14 protein-coding genes are annotated in these 14,962 nt (G+C 61.1%); 9 read left to right on the top strand and 5 right to left on the bottom strand.

The annotated features are described in order from the left end of the window. Positions 1 to 100: 100 nt before the first annotated feature. Positions 101 to 1,117 (bottom strand): YeiH family protein, encoded by a 1,017-nt coding sequence (locus tag AM571_RS33930; protein ID WP_074065289.1) that lies wholly within the window; start codon positions 1,115 to 1,117, stop codon positions 101 to 103. A gap of 101 nt (positions 1,118 to 1,218) precedes the next feature. On the opposite strand from AM571_RS33930, the gene AM571_RS33925 reads away from it, so the two are divergent. Further along, the gene (locus AM571_RS33925; protein ID WP_074065288.1) at positions 1,219 to 2,142 is read left to right on the top strand and encodes a LysR family transcriptional regulator; all 924 of its coding nucleotides are present in this window, start codon (positions 1,219 to 1,221) and stop codon (positions 2,140 to 2,142) included. Positions 2,143 to 2,751: 609 nt separating this feature from the next. Here AM571_RS33925 and AM571_RS33920 read toward each other — a convergent pair. Continuing rightward, positions 2,752 to 3,330 carry a YybH family protein gene (locus AM571_RS33920; protein ID WP_081377272.1) on the bottom strand — a complete coding sequence of 193 codons (579 nt, stop codon included), beginning with the start codon at positions 3,328 to 3,330 and terminating at the stop codon, positions 2,752 to 2,754. Between the two features lie 144 nt (positions 3,331 to 3,474). Next, a complete protein-coding gene (locus AM571_RS33915) occupies positions 3,475 to 3,819 on the bottom strand; it encodes a winged helix-turn-helix domain-containing protein (protein ID WP_074065741.1) in 345 nt (114 codons plus the stop codon). Positions 3,820 to 3,927: 108 nt separating this feature from the next. On the opposite strand from AM571_RS33915, the gene AM571_RS33910 reads away from it, so the two are divergent. Then, positions 3,928 to 4,674 (top strand): glucose 1-dehydrogenase, encoded by a 747-nt coding sequence (locus tag AM571_RS33910; protein WP_074065287.1) that lies wholly within the window; start codon positions 3,928 to 3,930, stop codon positions 4,672 to 4,674. A gap of 254 nt (positions 4,675 to 4,928) precedes the next feature. On the opposite strand, the gene AM571_RS33905 is transcribed toward AM571_RS33910, so the two are convergent. After that, complete coding sequence (locus AM571_RS33905; protein ID WP_074065286.1) at positions 4,929 to 5,822, bottom strand: LysR family transcriptional regulator; 894 nt, start codon at positions 5,820 to 5,822, stop codon at positions 4,929 to 4,931. Between the two features lie 129 nt (positions 5,823 to 5,951). Here AM571_RS33905 and AM571_RS33900 point away from each other — a divergent pair, with 129 nt between their 5' ends. From AM571_RS33900 to AM571_RS33890, 3 genes are read left to right on the top strand one after another with little or no spacing between them, the layout of a single operon-like run. Beyond that, a complete protein-coding gene (locus tag AM571_RS33900; protein WP_074065285.1) occupies positions 5,952 to 7,139 on the top strand; it encodes an MFS transporter in 1,188 nt (395 codons plus the stop codon). Positions 7,140 to 7,186: 47 nt separating this feature from the next. After that, positions 7,187 to 7,603 carry a cyclophilin-like fold protein gene (locus AM571_RS33895; RefSeq protein WP_420493411.1) on the top strand — a complete coding sequence of 139 codons (417 nt, stop codon included), beginning with the start codon at positions 7,187 to 7,189 and terminating at the stop codon, positions 7,601 to 7,603. 26 nt (positions 7,604 to 7,629) lie between these two features. Beyond that, complete coding sequence (locus AM571_RS33890) at positions 7,630 to 8,709, top strand: alpha/beta hydrolase (protein ID WP_074065283.1); 1,080 nt, start codon at positions 7,630 to 7,632, stop codon at positions 8,707 to 8,709. Positions 8,710 to 9,271: 562 nt separating this feature from the next. Here the strand turns inward: AM571_RS33890 and AM571_RS33880 are convergent. Continuing rightward, positions 9,272 to 9,538 carry a hypothetical protein gene (locus tag AM571_RS33880; RefSeq protein ID WP_074065281.1) on the bottom strand — a complete coding sequence of 89 codons (267 nt, stop codon included), beginning with the start codon at positions 9,536 to 9,538 and terminating at the stop codon, positions 9,272 to 9,274. Between the two features lie 441 nt (positions 9,539 to 9,979). On the opposite strand from AM571_RS33880, the gene AM571_RS33875 reads away from it, so the two are divergent. The 4 genes from AM571_RS33875 to AM571_RS33860 all read left to right on the top strand — a co-directional run bounded on the left by AM571_RS33875 (position 9,980) and on the right by AM571_RS33860 (position 14,935). Then, positions 9,980 to 10,861, top strand: a complete 882-nt coding sequence (locus tag AM571_RS33875; protein ID WP_074065280.1) for a helix-turn-helix domain-containing protein — start codon at positions 9,980 to 9,982, stop codon at positions 10,859 to 10,861. A 133-nt stretch (positions 10,862 to 10,994) separates the two neighbouring features. Then, positions 10,995 to 11,651 carry a 2Fe-2S iron-sulfur cluster-binding protein gene (locus AM571_RS33870; RefSeq protein WP_074065279.1) on the top strand — a complete coding sequence of 219 codons (657 nt, stop codon included), beginning with the start codon at positions 10,995 to 10,997 and terminating at the stop codon, positions 11,649 to 11,651. Between the two features lie 5 nt (positions 11,652 to 11,656). Next, a complete protein-coding gene (locus AM571_RS33865; RefSeq protein ID WP_074065278.1) occupies positions 11,657 to 12,643 on the top strand; it encodes an FAD binding domain-containing protein in 987 nt (328 codons plus the stop codon). A gap of 9 nt (positions 12,644 to 12,652) precedes the next feature. After that, on the top strand, positions 12,653 to 14,935 hold the full coding sequence (locus AM571_RS33860) for a xanthine dehydrogenase family protein molybdopterin-binding subunit (RefSeq protein WP_074065277.1): 2,283 nt from the start codon (positions 12,653 to 12,655) through the stop codon (positions 14,933 to 14,935). The last annotated feature ends 27 nt before the right edge of the window (positions 14,936 to 14,962 follow it).

The raw sequence follows: 14,962 nt of genomic DNA, 5'->3' as shown, positions 1-14,962 counted from the left end.
ACGATCTTTGTTTTCCGCCCCACCTGTATATACAGGTTAGCTGCTGATCGATTCTAGGGCAACCGGAATCTTTGCAAGTATTTTAGGCATATTGCCTCAGTTAGGTAATTTTCAGCACCCTAATCAGACAAAAACCAAGAGCCGCCAGCGCGAACAGCGACAGCGCCGCCACCGCGAGTACCCGGCTGCCGGTCTTGACGCTCGACCGAATATCGACGGAGAGGCCCAGAGCGGCCATGGCGGTGACGGTGAAGCCGGTGGAAACAGTTGACATGCCGGAGAGCAGGGAGGCCGGGATGGCATTCAGGGAGCGAAGCGCCGCCATGGCTGCAAAACCGATGATGAACCACGGAAGAATATGGCGAAGACTGACTGCGGGGCCGCCAAGACGGCGGCCATGAATGGCGCCAAGCACGAGGATGACGGGTCCGAGCATCATCACGCGGATCAGTTTGACGAGCGTGCCCACCTGGGTACTGACGGCTCCGGCAGAGGCCGTGGCCGCCAATACCTGCGGGACCGCATAAGCCGTCAGTCCTGCGAAAACGCCATATTGTACGGCATTGAGACCAAAGAGCATGGGAAGAAGCGGCAGCGTCAGAACTGCAGCGACGCCAAGCAGCGCGGTAAAGGCTATCGATGCCGCGATGTCGTCCGGTTTTGCGCCGATTACGGGCGCTGCGGCGGCAATTGCAGAGTTGCCACAGATCGAGTTACCGCAAGCAACCAACGTCGCCTGGCAGTTCGAGAGCCCCAAGAGGCGCCCTATAAGAAAGCCGGTTGCCAAAGACAGAGCAACCAGAATGGCAATTCCGCCGACAAGCGGCAGTCCAGCCTGCCGGACTGCAGGCACGCTGAGCGAGGCCCCCAGCAACACCACCGCAATCTCCAGAAGCGTCTTGGCGGCGAATTGGATGCCGGGAATGAAACTCTGCGGCAGGCAAACCGAGGAGCGAACGGCGATGCCGACCAGAATGGCAAACACGAGCCCCTCAATCCAATGCACGCCCAAAATCATCATCTGCAATTGCTCGGCGAGATGCGCAGCGAGCGCGATCGCGGCACAAAGGACAAATCCCGGCAGGGCTGAAGGAAACGGTAAGGCTGACACGAGCATCGGTAGGACCTTGCGGAATGGCTATATTGTCACACACTCGATTATCGACTTCTATTGAATAGATCCGGATAGTTCATTCGGGAGAATCGAACGATTGGGCCATGACTTTCGAGCAGCTTTCCATTTTTGTCGCTGTTGCAGAACGCGAGCATCTGACCAAGGCCGCCTTGGTGATCGGCCTCACGCCATCCGCCGTCAGCTCGGCAATCCGCAATCTCGAGGCTTCTTATGGCGTCGAACTTTTCCATCGCGTCGGACGCCGCATAGAGCTTACATATGAAGGGCGGGTGTTTCTCGGAGAGGCAAAGGCGACGCTTGCCCGTGCAAGGACTGCAGCGCTCGTCTTGTCCGATCTTGGTGGGTTGCAAAAAGGTGAACTCGTCGTTTTCGCGAGCCAGACCATTGCGAGCTATTGGATACCCGCGATGCTGATGCGTTTCAAGATCCGCTACCCGGGCATCGACCTTAAACTGATGATCGGCAACACGACCACGGTGGCAAGGGCGGTTGTCGATGGATTGGCCGAAGTCGGTTTCGTCGAAGGCGGCGTCGAGGAGCCGGCGCTGTCTTTCCAGTCTCTCGCTGAAGACGAACTCCTTGTTGTCGTCGGTCCGCGCCATCCTTGGGCAACTGGCAAACCGGTTCTACCCGCGGATCTGGTTTCGGGCACAAAATGGGTCATGCGAGAAAAGGGCTCCGGAACCCGAGCGGCTTTCGAGACCGCGATTTCCAATGCGGGAATAAGTCCTGGAGATCTGGCTGTTGCGCTTGAGCTGCCGTCGAACGAGGCGATAATATCTGCAGCAAGAGAGGGTATCTGCGCGACAGTCGTGTCGGGAGCAGTAGCCGCGCCCCTCCTTGCTCAAGGTTTGCTGGTAAAGGCGCGCTTTCCTCTGCCGTCCCGCCAATTTGCAATTCTGCGGCATAAACAACGGCACTCTAGTCGTGCCTCTTTGGCGCTCGAAGCGATTTGCCGCGAGGATAAAACTGGCGAAGTCCAAAGTTGGGAGGACTGGACGCTCTAGCGCATTGAACATCGATGAGATAAAGCCGAATGCACTACTGCGGAGAATTTCAGCAGTATCTGTGGGAGGTTCATCTCATCCACATAGGTAAGTCCGAACGGGACCGCGTAAGTGCTTGATTGCGCGACCAAGAGCGTTCGCCGCGGATCAGCTCACGAGGTTTCGCCTGCCGATATGTCTCATGGGCCGCCGCCAAGCCCTTGCTAAACGAAAGGGCAATATCGCTCTCTCCGACCAAGAAAGGCGGCGTTTCCGATTGCTTCACGAGATTGGAAACGTGCCCTTTGGGTCGTGCACGATGCGGGGATGCATCGAGCTGGTCATAAGTTTCAGCTTTTCCACCATATAGGTGCCGGCAATACTCTTCGAAGAGCGATTGACAACATGGTCTGAGGTTCGCAACCCCTCAAGAGCTTTGGCAGCTAGACCGCAATCGGTCCGAAGCTGCCTCCAATGTGGTGATCCGATCCTGACGGATAGCGAACAGGAAAAATCCGTGCGATACCCAATGACCGCCGTCAGAACTCGGCGTAGGTTTTCCTTGGAGGATGAGAGGCGCAGAGCGGCCATCGGGATGCGTTGCGGCCAGGCCACTCCGGAGCCGCATCCCTACACGCCGCGCGCAAGCGCCGCCGATTGCTGCAAGGTAACGGCATGGCCAAGCGGATCGGCATGGCGATGGGCAAGCAACCACTGCCTGCCTGCCCGCCGATAGACGAGGGTCACGCGCAGCGCCCAATCCTGTGCGGGCAGACCGCCGACTTCGACATGAGCGCGCTCGATGACGGCCAGCACGATCATGTCGGTGCCGACATAGGTTTGAACGATCTCCTGTTTCAGCGTCCCATTCCGGAAGAACCGGCTCATGTCGTCCCAGGTTTTTTCGGTGATGTCAGCCTCCCGCGATGGCGTGCCGCCGAACGGCGACATCAGCGTGAAGTCCTGCGTACGCGGTACAAGCGCCCGGTAGGTGGCGACATCGCCGCGCATCAACGCGGCATTGGCCTTCTCCGATATCCGGGCGAGAGCGGATACAGCCGCATCCGCCTGGCTGTCACCGATGAATCCGGCATGGCCGAGGAAGCGAAGCGGGTTGCTGGGCGTCCCACGAGGTTCGAGACGGCAGAGACAGGGAAGAGCGCCCGGTCCGTTCCTATGAATCGATGACAAAATCGGAGCGAAATCCATTCATGTCTCGCTCGCCTCCGTAGCCACGAGGATTGCGAATAATTCGAGCGTCGCCGGCCGGCCGCCTGCGGGCCCTAAGCGGTCGCTATGACGCTCGAAAGATAAGCTCAAGAGAGATAGCTCGCCCAACCCGTTATATAGCTGTCAATCCGTCTTCGCCTGTCCGGGAAGCCATCCGTAAGCACTCAGAATAGCCATAGCGAGACCTGGGAAGCGTTCATCCAGTTCCGAGCAGCGCGAATGGTTATGCATTTCCACGCCATGACGCTCGCAGCGGATAAGGCCGGCCTCGCGCAGCACTTTGATGTGGTTCGATAGCGATGACTTGGGGATTACGCGCTCGCGCATGTTGGCAAACGCAGCGCATGTCCCGCCGGAGCCGGCGCCCGCAATTTGCGCGAATATCGCTGCGCGCTCCGGATCGGAGAGGGCATGCAGGATCGCTTCAGGCCGTACGTCCTCTATTGCTGGGTGAAAGAGCGGTCTCATGATTTTTTGTATATGGGGGCTTGAAACCGAGATCAACAGTTCCGAATTTCCGAACTACGGAACAATGCCGCCAATTCCGACGGCACTCCGAGTTTAAAGGAACGCGCCATGAGTAAGCTTGCTGGAAAAGTCGCCGTCGTGACGGGGGGCTCCAAAGGGATCGGTGCTGCGATTGCCAAGGCACTCGCAGCGGAGGGTGCACAGGTGGTGGTGAACTACGCTTCGAGCAAGTCGGGAGCGGACGCGGTGGTCCAGACGATCACGGCGGCTGGTGGCAAAGCGATCGCGGTCCAGGGTGACGTTTCGAAGGCCGAACAGGCGCAGGGACTGGTGGACGCTGCAGTCAAGGAATTCGGCCAGCTCGACGTGCTGGTCAACAACTCCGGGGTCTACGAATTCGCGCCGATCGAGCAGGTGACCGAGGAACAATATCGTCGCATGTTCGACGTGAACGTTCTGGGCGTTCTGCTGAGCACCCAAGCAGCGCTCAAGCATCTCGGTGAGGGCGGCAGCGTCATCAACATCTCGTCGGCGGCGACCAGTCTCGCTCCGCCAGCCTCCAGCGTCTACACGGGGACCAAGGGCGCATTGGACGGCATAACGAGCGTGCTTGCCAATGAGCTAGGCCCGCGAAAAATCCGGGTCAACGCAATTCTCCCGGGCATCGTCGAGACCGAGGGTACTCATACCGCGGGGTTTATCGGCTCGGATTTCGCGCACAGCGCAGTGTCCCAGACCCCGCTCGGCCGCATCGGTCAGCCGGACGACATCGCTGGGGTCGCTGTCTTCCTCGCTTCCGACGATGCCCGCTGGCTGACCGGCGAGCGATTGGTCGCCAGCGGCGGTTTTCGCTAATGATCAGTTGATGGTGCGTGCTCCTTCACGGGCACGCACACCGCCTCGCAGCTGCAGCGCGATGGCTACGACGCGGGTTGCTGCGCTCTCTGCAGCTAACGGTTCCCGATAGCCCCTCCCTTTCGAAGAGAGATGGCAACGGTCGTTGGCAAATGGGAATGGCTCCATGTCGGCATTGGCGCATTCCTGAAGAGTGGTTGTCCGCCTGTCGGCCGCCCATAGCGGTCAGCCGCAGGAGGCGGGCTCGGCGGGGATCAACCACGATGCCGCAGAGCCTCGACAATCACCGCCATCGCCGGCGAGATCTGACGCCTGCTTGCGTAATACAGGTGATAACCGGTGAAGGGCTCGCACCAGTCGTCGAGAACCGCCTGCAGTCGACCTGCCGCGATGTGTTCGCTGACAAGGTCCTCCGGAATGTAGGCGATCCCGTAACCCTTCACTGCCGCGTCAATCTGAGAGATTGAGGAGTTGAAGCTGAGCTGGCCGTCAACCCTCACCCGCAACTCCCGCCCGTCTTTCTCGAACTCCCAAGTATAGAAGCCGCCCCATGTTGCTTGGCGCGTGTTGATGCAGTCATGCTCAACAAGATCCTGTGGCGTATTTGGGATGCCGCGCTGGGAAAAATAGTCGGGCGAAGCGACGGCGCGCAGGCGCCAGTCTGGACCGATCCGGACCGCAATCATGTCCTTGTCGACGCTCTCGCCGAGCCGCACGCCCGCGTCGAACCGCTCCTCGACAATGTTGCGCATGCCGTTGTCGCTGTAGAGCTCGACCTTGATGTCGGGATAGTTGGACAACACGCGGCTCAGCTTCGGCCATACCGTCATCTGCAGCGCGTGGTCGGATAATGTCAGGCGCACGGTGCCGGACGGCTTGTCCCGGAATGCGACCAGACCTGCGAGATCGGCCTCGATCTCTTGAAACCGAGGTGCGAGAGACTGGAAGAGACGCTCCCCAGCCTCCGTCGTGGCTACGCTACGCGTGGTTCTCGTGAGGAGCCGCACGCCGAGCCGGGCCTCCAACTGCTTGATCGTGTAGCTCAAGTTCGATTGCGAGGTGCCAAGCGTTGCCGCGGCCTTGGTGAAGCTCTGCTCCCTCGCGACCTCCAGAAACCAGAGCAGGTCCTTCATGTCCTCGCGCTGCATCGGCCGCACCTCGATTGATATCGGATTTGGATAAGTTCATGCGAATTAGCATGGATTGTCCGCAAAGTCCTTCGTCAATATCTTCCTCGCAGGAAGAAGCAATAGAAGTTTCGACCGGGATCGAGGCACATGACGCTGACTTGCAATGAGAACATCGACAGCCGCCGCCCGGCGTGGAGCGCCGTCTTCTCGATGGCTCTGTGCGTGTTCGTGCTGATCGCTTCGGAGTTCATGCCCGTAAGCCTGCTGACGCCGATCGCGGCCGATCTCGGTGTGACGGAGGGCAATGCCGGACAGGCAATTTCAGTTTCCGGTATCTTCGCGGTCTTGACCAGCTTGTTCATCGCCACTCTTACCCAGCGCCTAGATCGGCGTGTGGTGGTGCTCGGCCTGACGATAATTTTGATGCTGTCGGGCGTCTTGGTTACATTCGCGCCGTCATACCTCATCCTAATGCTGGGCCGCGCGTTGCTCGGCATCGCGATCGGCGGATTCTGGTCGATGTCCACCGCGATCCTGATGCGTCTGGTCTCCAGCGATCAGGTGCCGAAGGCGCTGGCATTGCTAAACGGTGGCAACGCGATCGCAGCCACTGTCTCGGCTCCGCTCGGGAGCCTGCTTGGTTCGCATGTCGGATGGCGGGGAGCATTTTTCCTCGTCGTTCCTGTCGCGCTATTTGCTCTTGTCTGGCAATGGATCAGCTTGCCTGCGCTTCATCCGCGACGCGACCGGGGCTCGCTTGATGTTTTTCGGCTACTGCGGCGTCTGCCGGTCGCTCTGGGCATGGTCGCAATCCTGCTGCTGTTCATGGGACAGTTCGCACTTTTTACCTATCTTCGGCCGTTCCTGGAGCAGGTGACGCATTTTGGAATAGAGACTCTCTCACTCGCGCTCCTTGTCGTAGGATTGGCAGGTATAGTAGGGACCTGGGTTATCGGCCGGCTGCTGGAACATCGCCTGTTCGGCATTCTCATGATCATCCCGTCGATGATGGCCTGTATCGCTCTGTCGATGATCGCCACGGGCGACATGGAAGTTCCCGTCTTCGCGGCCCTTGTCGGCTGGGGTTTTCTCGGCACTGCCGCGCCAGTTGGCTGGGGAACTTGGTTGAGCCGCGTTCTTCCTGACGACGCCGAGGCGGGCGGGGGACTACAGGTCGCTGTGATTCAACTCGCTATTAAAGCCGGGGCGTCGGCTGGCGGACTCCTTTTCGACGCCATGGGCTGGCGGTCCACATTCACGCTGAGCGCGATCTTGCTGTTCGGCTCCTCCCTTGCATCCTTCGTCGCGTGGCGAGTGACAAGGAGAAGATCATGAGCATGCGACTGCGCCTGTCGACCCGCCGTGAACAGCTGGTGGTGGCGATGGTGATCCGCGCTTTCCCCGGCCGTAGCTTCGGCCGGAGCGATCCCAACAACCAGGAGCGGACTGACGTGAGAATCAAGTTCACTTTCGCAGACCATACCATGACCGCGACGCTGTACGACAATCCGTCGGCGCGCGACTTTGCCTCCATGCTTCCGCTCAATCTCAAGATCGAGGATTTCGGGTCCAACGAGAAGATCGCCTACCTCCCTCGAAAATTGACGGTGGAAGGTCATGGGCCGTTCAGCAACGAGCAGCCTTACGACCTCTGCTACTACATGCCCTGGGGTAACCTCGCGATGTTCTACGCCGACTACAAGTACCCGGGTTTGATCCGCCTGGGACGGTTCGACGAAGGTTTTCAGGCGCTGCACGTTCCGGGGGAATTCCCGCTGCGCATCGAGCGCATCCAATAGACATCATTGGCACAGGAGAAATGACTATGAGCAAGCAAATCGCGACTGCCGACACCTGCAATACGAGCAGGCGGAGCCTGATGAAAGCGACGGGCGTCGCCGTTGCGGCGATGAGCATGATCCCGGCTGCAACAGCGACTCAGGCACTCGCCCAGACCTCCTCCTGGGACAAGGTGTTCCCGAAGAGCGACAATGTCGATCACCAGAAGGTATCGTTCAAAAATCGGTACGGCATCACATTGGCTGGAGACCTGTACCTGCCGAAGAAGCGTGGAAACGAGCCCTTGGCAGCTCTTGCCGTCGGCGGTCCGTTCGGTGCTGTGAAGGAGCAGTCTTCAGGATTGTACGCTCAGACGATGGCGGAGCGCGGATTCGTGACGCTGGCGTTTGATCCGTCCTACACCGGCGAAAGCGGTGGCGAGCCCCGCAACATCGCCTCGCCGGACATCAACACGGAGGACTTCAGTGCCGCCGTGGATTATCTGGGCCTACAGTCCGTCGTCGACCGCGAGCGGATCGGTGTCATCGGCATCTGCGGCTGGGGCGGCATGGCGCTGAACGCCGTCGCCGCAGACAAGCGCGTCAAGGCCGTCGTGGCCAGCACCATGTACGACATGACCCGGGTCATGTCGAAGGGCTACAACGACAGCGTGACGCTGGAACAGCGTGGGCAGACGCTGGTGCAACTCAGCCAGCAGCGCTGGCGGGACGCCGAGAAGGGTAACCCCGCCTATGGCCCCGTCTCACTCGAGCTGAAGGGTGGCGAGCCTCAGTTCGTCGTAGAATACGCCGACTATTACAAGACACCGCGCGGCTTCCATCCTCGGGCGGTCAACTCGAACGCATCGTGGAGCCTAACGACGCCGCTGTCGTTCATGAACATGCCGATCTTGACCTACATCGCTGAAATCTCCCCACGCCCGGTGCTCCTCATCCATGGCGAAAAGGCTCATTCACGCTACTTCAGCGAAACCGCTTTCGCCACCGCGGCGGAGCCGAAGGAACTCATGATCATTCCGGACGCCAACCACACTGATCTCTACGACCAGATGGACAAGATTCCGTTCGACCGGATCGGCGAGTTCTTCGGCCAGCATCTGGCCTAGGCGAAATCAATCCATCACACCGGCCGTCGGCGAAAACATTCGCCGATGGCAACGTAGCGGCCAATCCTCGCCATCACCAGGCGGACAGGTCATGCTCCCGGCCATAGTCGGCGCGGGCGGTTACCAATCGCCTTTCAAACAACTCTAGTTCAGCACGCCGCAGCCCCACTTTGAATCCGATGACCACGTTGAGAGCTCGGATTTCAGTCGAGACTCTATGTCGCCTGGAACTCTTCACGAAGGCGGACTGGCCGCTACACGGCCCCATAACAGGACGTTGATTGTCTCCGCGCTCAGCCTCAACAGTTGGCGCGAACGAGCCGGTCGGCGCATAGGCTCGGATTATACCGCAATGGAGCGTTCTGTGTCCCAATCGGGTGGCAAGCGGAAGTCCAGCGTGAACGCGCGGAATAGTTGGTTTGCGGACATGAGCCGGCATCAGGTCGCGCAAGCTTGGGCGGCTGATCTTGGCGCGACCGAGACCAACGTCGTCGCTCACGCGCAGAAACGCACAGCAATCGCTGACCAACCCTTCTAACCTTGGCCAGAGAAGCGATCACCTTTACGTTTCGACCAGGATGACCAAGGACTCTGGCACCACTCCGTCGAAGGCCATCGCATCCGCGGCTTCCTTGCTCTGCATAGCTTTCATCATGGCGTCCATGTCCGGAACGTCCATAAGAACGGCCACCCGAGTCGGATTTTGTGGATCTACAAATGTTCGTATGTTGGTCACGCCGAGCGGACCAAAAAGCTCTTTGCGCTTCGGTGAGTCGAGCCAGTGCTTCGCGCCCTTTGTAATGTTATGGTGGCCAATGACTGTCGGCATTGCATCCTCCCTATCGTGACGGCGAAGGCCGGCATCAACCAAGAGTGCCAAAATCCGTCCCCGTCGAACCACGGAGCGCTGTTTTGGTTGGAGTGTCAATTAATTCGTTGAGGGGGAGAGGGCGGTTCTTTCGGACGGTTCGACCTTGTCGGGATTCCGGCGCGGGGGTCGGAAAGGGCAGTTGCTGGCGTAGGGCTGCCATTCATGACCCGGGCGGGCCAAGGTCGTCTTCGGTGAAGATTTTTCGATGCCGGCCGGGCTCGGCGGTGACGGCTGCAGCTCATCGATGGTCACAGATCGTTGAACATTCTTGAGCGGCTGGTGGCTGTTATGGCCAAACCGTTGTTCCTATGACTGTCGCGTGTGGTCGACGACGCTCCGATGCAACGTGCTGCTGGGGCAGTCGCCAAAGTGCCAGAAGCAAGCCAACGGAGTTTAGCGATGTCATTCAGACCATTGGTTGGCGACGGACGTATCCGGGCCCGGGAAGAACAAACAGTACCGCTGCAAAGTGCGTCCTGGATCGGTTCCTCCGTCGTATTCGACAGTCGGCGCTGGGTTTGCCAGGAAGCAGAACTTCGCTGGACGGCGCCCCACCATCTGATCGTGCTGACGGACGGGGGAAGCACCTCCCGGACATCGATCCGCACCGAGGGCAAGGCTCTTTACGACGGGCAGGACCGGCCCGGGGTTCTCACTTTTGTTCCCGCGGGTGCCGAACGCATCGGGTTCTACCGCGACGTAGACCTCTGTTACTCCGCCTTGTGGATTGATCCCGAACTTGCGCTGCCGGCTTTGGAACGCCTGCGCGACATTCCGATGCTGGTAAACGGGAGCGACGCGGTCATCGGCACGCTTTTGCGATCGCTTTGCACCGAGATGTCATTCGGCCACCGGCCGGACACCGTCTATGTCGAGCATCTGGTATCCTTCGTCGGTTTGCGTATGGCTGGCTTGAGCGGGAATCGGGTTCCGACCCAGAACCGCGGCCTTGGACGCCGGACGTTCGAGCGTGTCCGCGACTACATCGAGGCCCACATCGCCTCCGATATCTCGCTGAGGGAAGTGGCAGCCATTGCCGGGATGCCGGTGGATACCTTCGCGCGTCGTTTCAAGGAGACGACCGGCCGGCCGCCCTATGCCTATATCCTCGAAGAACGCGTAAGAAGGGCGGAACTGCTGCTGCGCGATCCCAGTGTGGCGATAGGCGCGATCGCATTCCGCCTCGGCTTCTCCAGCCAGAGCCACCTCACCACAACCTTCCGCCGCCTCAAGGGCATCACCCCGCGGACATACCGACTGCACTTTTCTCCCGGATCCTGACAGCGTGTCCGGTTTCTTGCAAGAAAGCGGTCTTCCACACTCCCAAGTCCCGCATGTCGAAGCAAACAAGCACACCAGTTCGCCGGGATGGATACCCTTGCCGGTTCGAGCTGCTGTGACTGGGAGATCATTCATGGCTGAAACGGACTACTGGATTACGCGCCGGGCGGTGTTGGAAGGCGGAGCAGCGACCTGCCTCCTCGTGGCATCCGGATTGCCCGTCGGCGCTCAGGACGCTGTCGCCACCATGGCCGCCGAGCGCGTCACGACGCCGATATCGAGAATACCGATGCGTTTCAGGATCAACGCGACGGAGCATGCCCTGGAGCTCGACCCGCGCACGACCCTGCTGGATGCCCTGCGAAACAATCTCGGCCTGACCGGCTCGAAAAAGGGTTGCGACCACGGCCAGTGTGGCGCCTGCACGGTTCTCGTGAATGGCCGACGGATCAATTCCTGCCTGTCGCTTGCAGCCCAGCATGAAGACGATGAGATCACGACAATCGAGGGACTCGCCGACGGCGAGAAATTGCATCCTGTCCAGGCCGCCTTCGTCGCCCATGACGGCTTCCAGTGCGGCTATTGCACACCGGGTCAGATCTGTTCGGCCGTGGGAATGCTCGATGAAGTCAGGGCTGGCTGGCCGAGCCATGCAAGTATGGATGTGACCTCCGGGCCGGCGGCGCTTACCGAAGCAGAGATCCGCGAGCGCATGAGTGGCAATCTATGCCGTTGCGCCGCCTATCCCAACATCGTCGCCGCCGTCCGCGACGCAGCCGAAGAGGTTTGAGCCCCATGCAGCCCTTTACCTACGAGCGCGCAAGCAGCGTGAAGGAGGCAGCCGTTGCAGTGGCGGCCAAGCCTGAAGCCACGTTCATCAGCGGCGGCACCAATCTTCTCGATTTGATGAAGCTGGAGATCGAGCGGCCGACAAACCTCGTCGATGTCAGTCGGCTGCCACTCGACCAAATCCGGGAGACGCCGGAGGGCGGCCTTCGGATCGGGGCACAAGTCCGCAACAGCGATCTCGCCGCCGATCCGCGGGTGCGATCCCGATATCCGATGCTTTCGCAAGCGCTTCTGGCGGGAGCGTCCGGCCAGATCCGCAACAAGGCCTCGACCGCCGGCAATCTCCTGCAGCGCACGCGCTGTCCCTATTTCTACAACCGTAATATGCCCTGCAACAAGCGCGAGCCAGGTTCAGGCTGCGCGGCCCTTGACGGCTTCAACCGGATGCATGCGGTGCTTGGCGCCGGTGAGGCCTGCATCGCCGTGCACCCTTCGGACATGGCCGTGGCCATGTCCGCCCTCGAAGCTCTAGTCGAAACCGTCCTCCCCGACGGCACGACCCGGACGATCCCCATCGGCGACCTCCACCGGTTGCCGGGCTCGACCCCGCATGTCGAGACGGCACTCGGTCACGGCGAGATGATCGCGGCTGTCACCTTGCCTCCCCCGCCACCCGGCCGGCAGCTCTACCGCAAGGTGCGCGACCGCGCTTCCTATGCCTTTGCGCTTGTCTCGATCGCGGCTGTTGTCGAAAAGAGCGGCGATCGCATACGGAGCGCGCGCGTTGCGATCGGCGGCGTTGCGCCGAAGCCGTGGCGCACGACGGAAGCGGAATACGTGCTCGCCGGAGCGGCAGCCGCCGATCCCGCCTTTTCCGAGGCCGCCGAAAGCGCGCTCGCCGGTGCGGTGGGGCGCGGCGGCAATGATTTCAAGATCCCGCTGGCAAAACGCACCATACGGCAGACGCTCGCGGCGGCCGTCGAAGGCGCATGAGGTAAGACGATGACAGAGACCACGACCCCGGAAAACCGTTCTTCCGAGACCCGCCTTATCGGCCAGCCGATCGCACGCGTCGACGGGCCGCTCAAAGTCACCGGCCGTGCGACCTACGCCTATGAACATGCCGTGGAAGGCGCAGCGTACGGCTGCATCCTCGGCGCGACCATCGCGAAGGGGCGTATCGTCGAGATCGACACTGCCAAAGCCGAGCGGGCCCCCGGCGTCCTTCATGTCATGACCTATCGGAACGCACCGGCCCAGCCGGAATTCGGACCGGCGGTCACGCCCACAGTGCCGGAGGTCTTCACCCGCGCGAGGCCCATGCTCAACAGCGATCGGGTTCGCTTTTACGATGAGCCGGTTGCGCTCGTCGTCGCGGAAACGTTCGAGGCGGCGCGCGTCGGCGCGGGGCTCGTCAGCGTGCGTTACGAAGAGGAGCGCGGCGCATTCGATCTTTCGGAGCGTCTCGCCGACGCCTACACGCCTAAGCGCACCAATGCCGGTTTCGAGACAGACAGCGCAATCGGAGACTTCGATGACGCCTTCGATGCCGCTCCGGTGAAGGTCGATGCGACCTACAGGACGCCCTACCAGCACCACAATCCAATGGAGCCGCATGCGACGCTTGCCGTCTGGTCGGGCGACGAGGTGACGATCTACACCTCCGCGCAAACGCTTGCCAACTTCCGCGCCGGCCTCGCCAGCACGCTCGACATTCGGCCAGAGCATATACGCATCGTCAGCCCGTTCATCGGCGGTGGTTTCGGTTCCAAGCTCATTATTCACGCCGACACCGTCCTGGCGGCGCTCGCCGCAAGGGTGCTCAGGCGACCGGTCAAGGTCGCGCTGACACGGCAGCAGATGTTCGCCAACGCCGGTCACCGGGCGGAGATGGTCCAGCAGGTGCGCCTTGGCGCGGACTACGACGGGCGGCTGACGTCGATGGGGCATGATGTCTGGTCGGCGACATCCAGCTTCGAGGAGTTCTGCGAGCAGACTGCGGTATTCGCCCGCTCGCTCTATGCCGCACCGAACCGTTTGACCCGTCACCGGCTCGTCCCCGTCGACGTCAATCGCGGCGAATGGATGCGCTCGCCGGGCGAAGCCCCAGGCATGCTCGCCTTCGAATGTGCCGTGGATGAGCTTGCCGAACGGCTCGGCCTCGATCCGATCGAGCTCAGGATCCGGAACGAGCCTGCCAAGGACCCGGAGCGCGGCGTTCCGTTTTCAACGCGCAACCTCATCGCCTGCATGCAGGAAGGTGCGCGGCGCTTCGGCTGGGCACGCCGCAACCCGACCCCGGGCAGCATCCGCGAAGGCCGCAACCTTATTGGTTACGGTATGGCGGCGGCCATTCGGCCGAATTATATCGGCGCAACGACGGCCAGGGTGGCAATTGATGCGACTGGCCGGGTCACGGCTGAGCTCGACATGACCGATATCGGAACCGGCACCTATACCATCCTCACCCAGATCGCGGCGGAGAGCCTCGGCGTGCCCATGGCGGCGGTCAAGATCGAGCTCGGCGACAGCCGCTTCCCGCGCACGGCCGGCTCCGGCGGCTCGTGGGGCGCGTCGAGTGCGGGTTCGGCACTGCACCACGCCTGCAATGCGCTTAAGGAGAGAATCACCGAGGCCGTACTGTCCAGCGATCTTTCACCGCTCCGGGGCGCGGGCGGCGTCAAGCCGAGCTTCGTCGGCGGAGAGGTCAGGCTCGGCGACCATTCGGCAAGCCTGGCTGATCTCATCGGCAGAGTTGCCCCCGACGGCATTGAAGCCACCGGCTCGGTCGCCGCCGGTCGCGACACGGAGCGCTATAGAACTTATTCCCAGCACTCCTATGGAGCGCATTTCGCGGAAGTCTCAGTCGACGCCGACACGGGCGAGATCCGCATGCGTCGGATGCTGTCGGTGATCGGCGCAGGCCGCATCCTCAACGCCAAGACAGCGCGCTCGCAAATCCTCGGCGGCATGGCCTGGGGGATCGGTGCGGCGCTGATGGAGGAAACGGTGCTCGATCCGCGCTCCGGGCATTTCGTCAACCGCGATCTCGCCGAATATCATGTCCCCGTAAACGGCGATGTCGCGGAAATGGAGGTCGTCTTCCTCGAGGAATACGATGACAAGGCCAATCCGCTTGGTGCCAAGGGGCTTGGCGAGCTCGGCGTCTGCGGCTCGGGTGCGGCGATCGCCAACGCCGTCCACAACGCCACCGGTATCCGCGTGCGGGAGTTTCCGATCACGCTCGACAAGCTGCTCCCCGACTTGCCGGTCGCCGCCATCTGACTCTGCCAACGCGATGGAGCTCTCCGG

Source organism: Rhizobium etli 8C-3, from assembly GCF_001908375.1.
Taxonomy (GTDB): Bacteria; Pseudomonadota; Alphaproteobacteria; order Rhizobiales; family Rhizobiaceae; genus Rhizobium; species Rhizobium etli_B.
The sequence above is the reverse complement of the archived record's forward strand: the minus strand, read 5'-3'. Positions and strand labels throughout refer to the sequence as shown.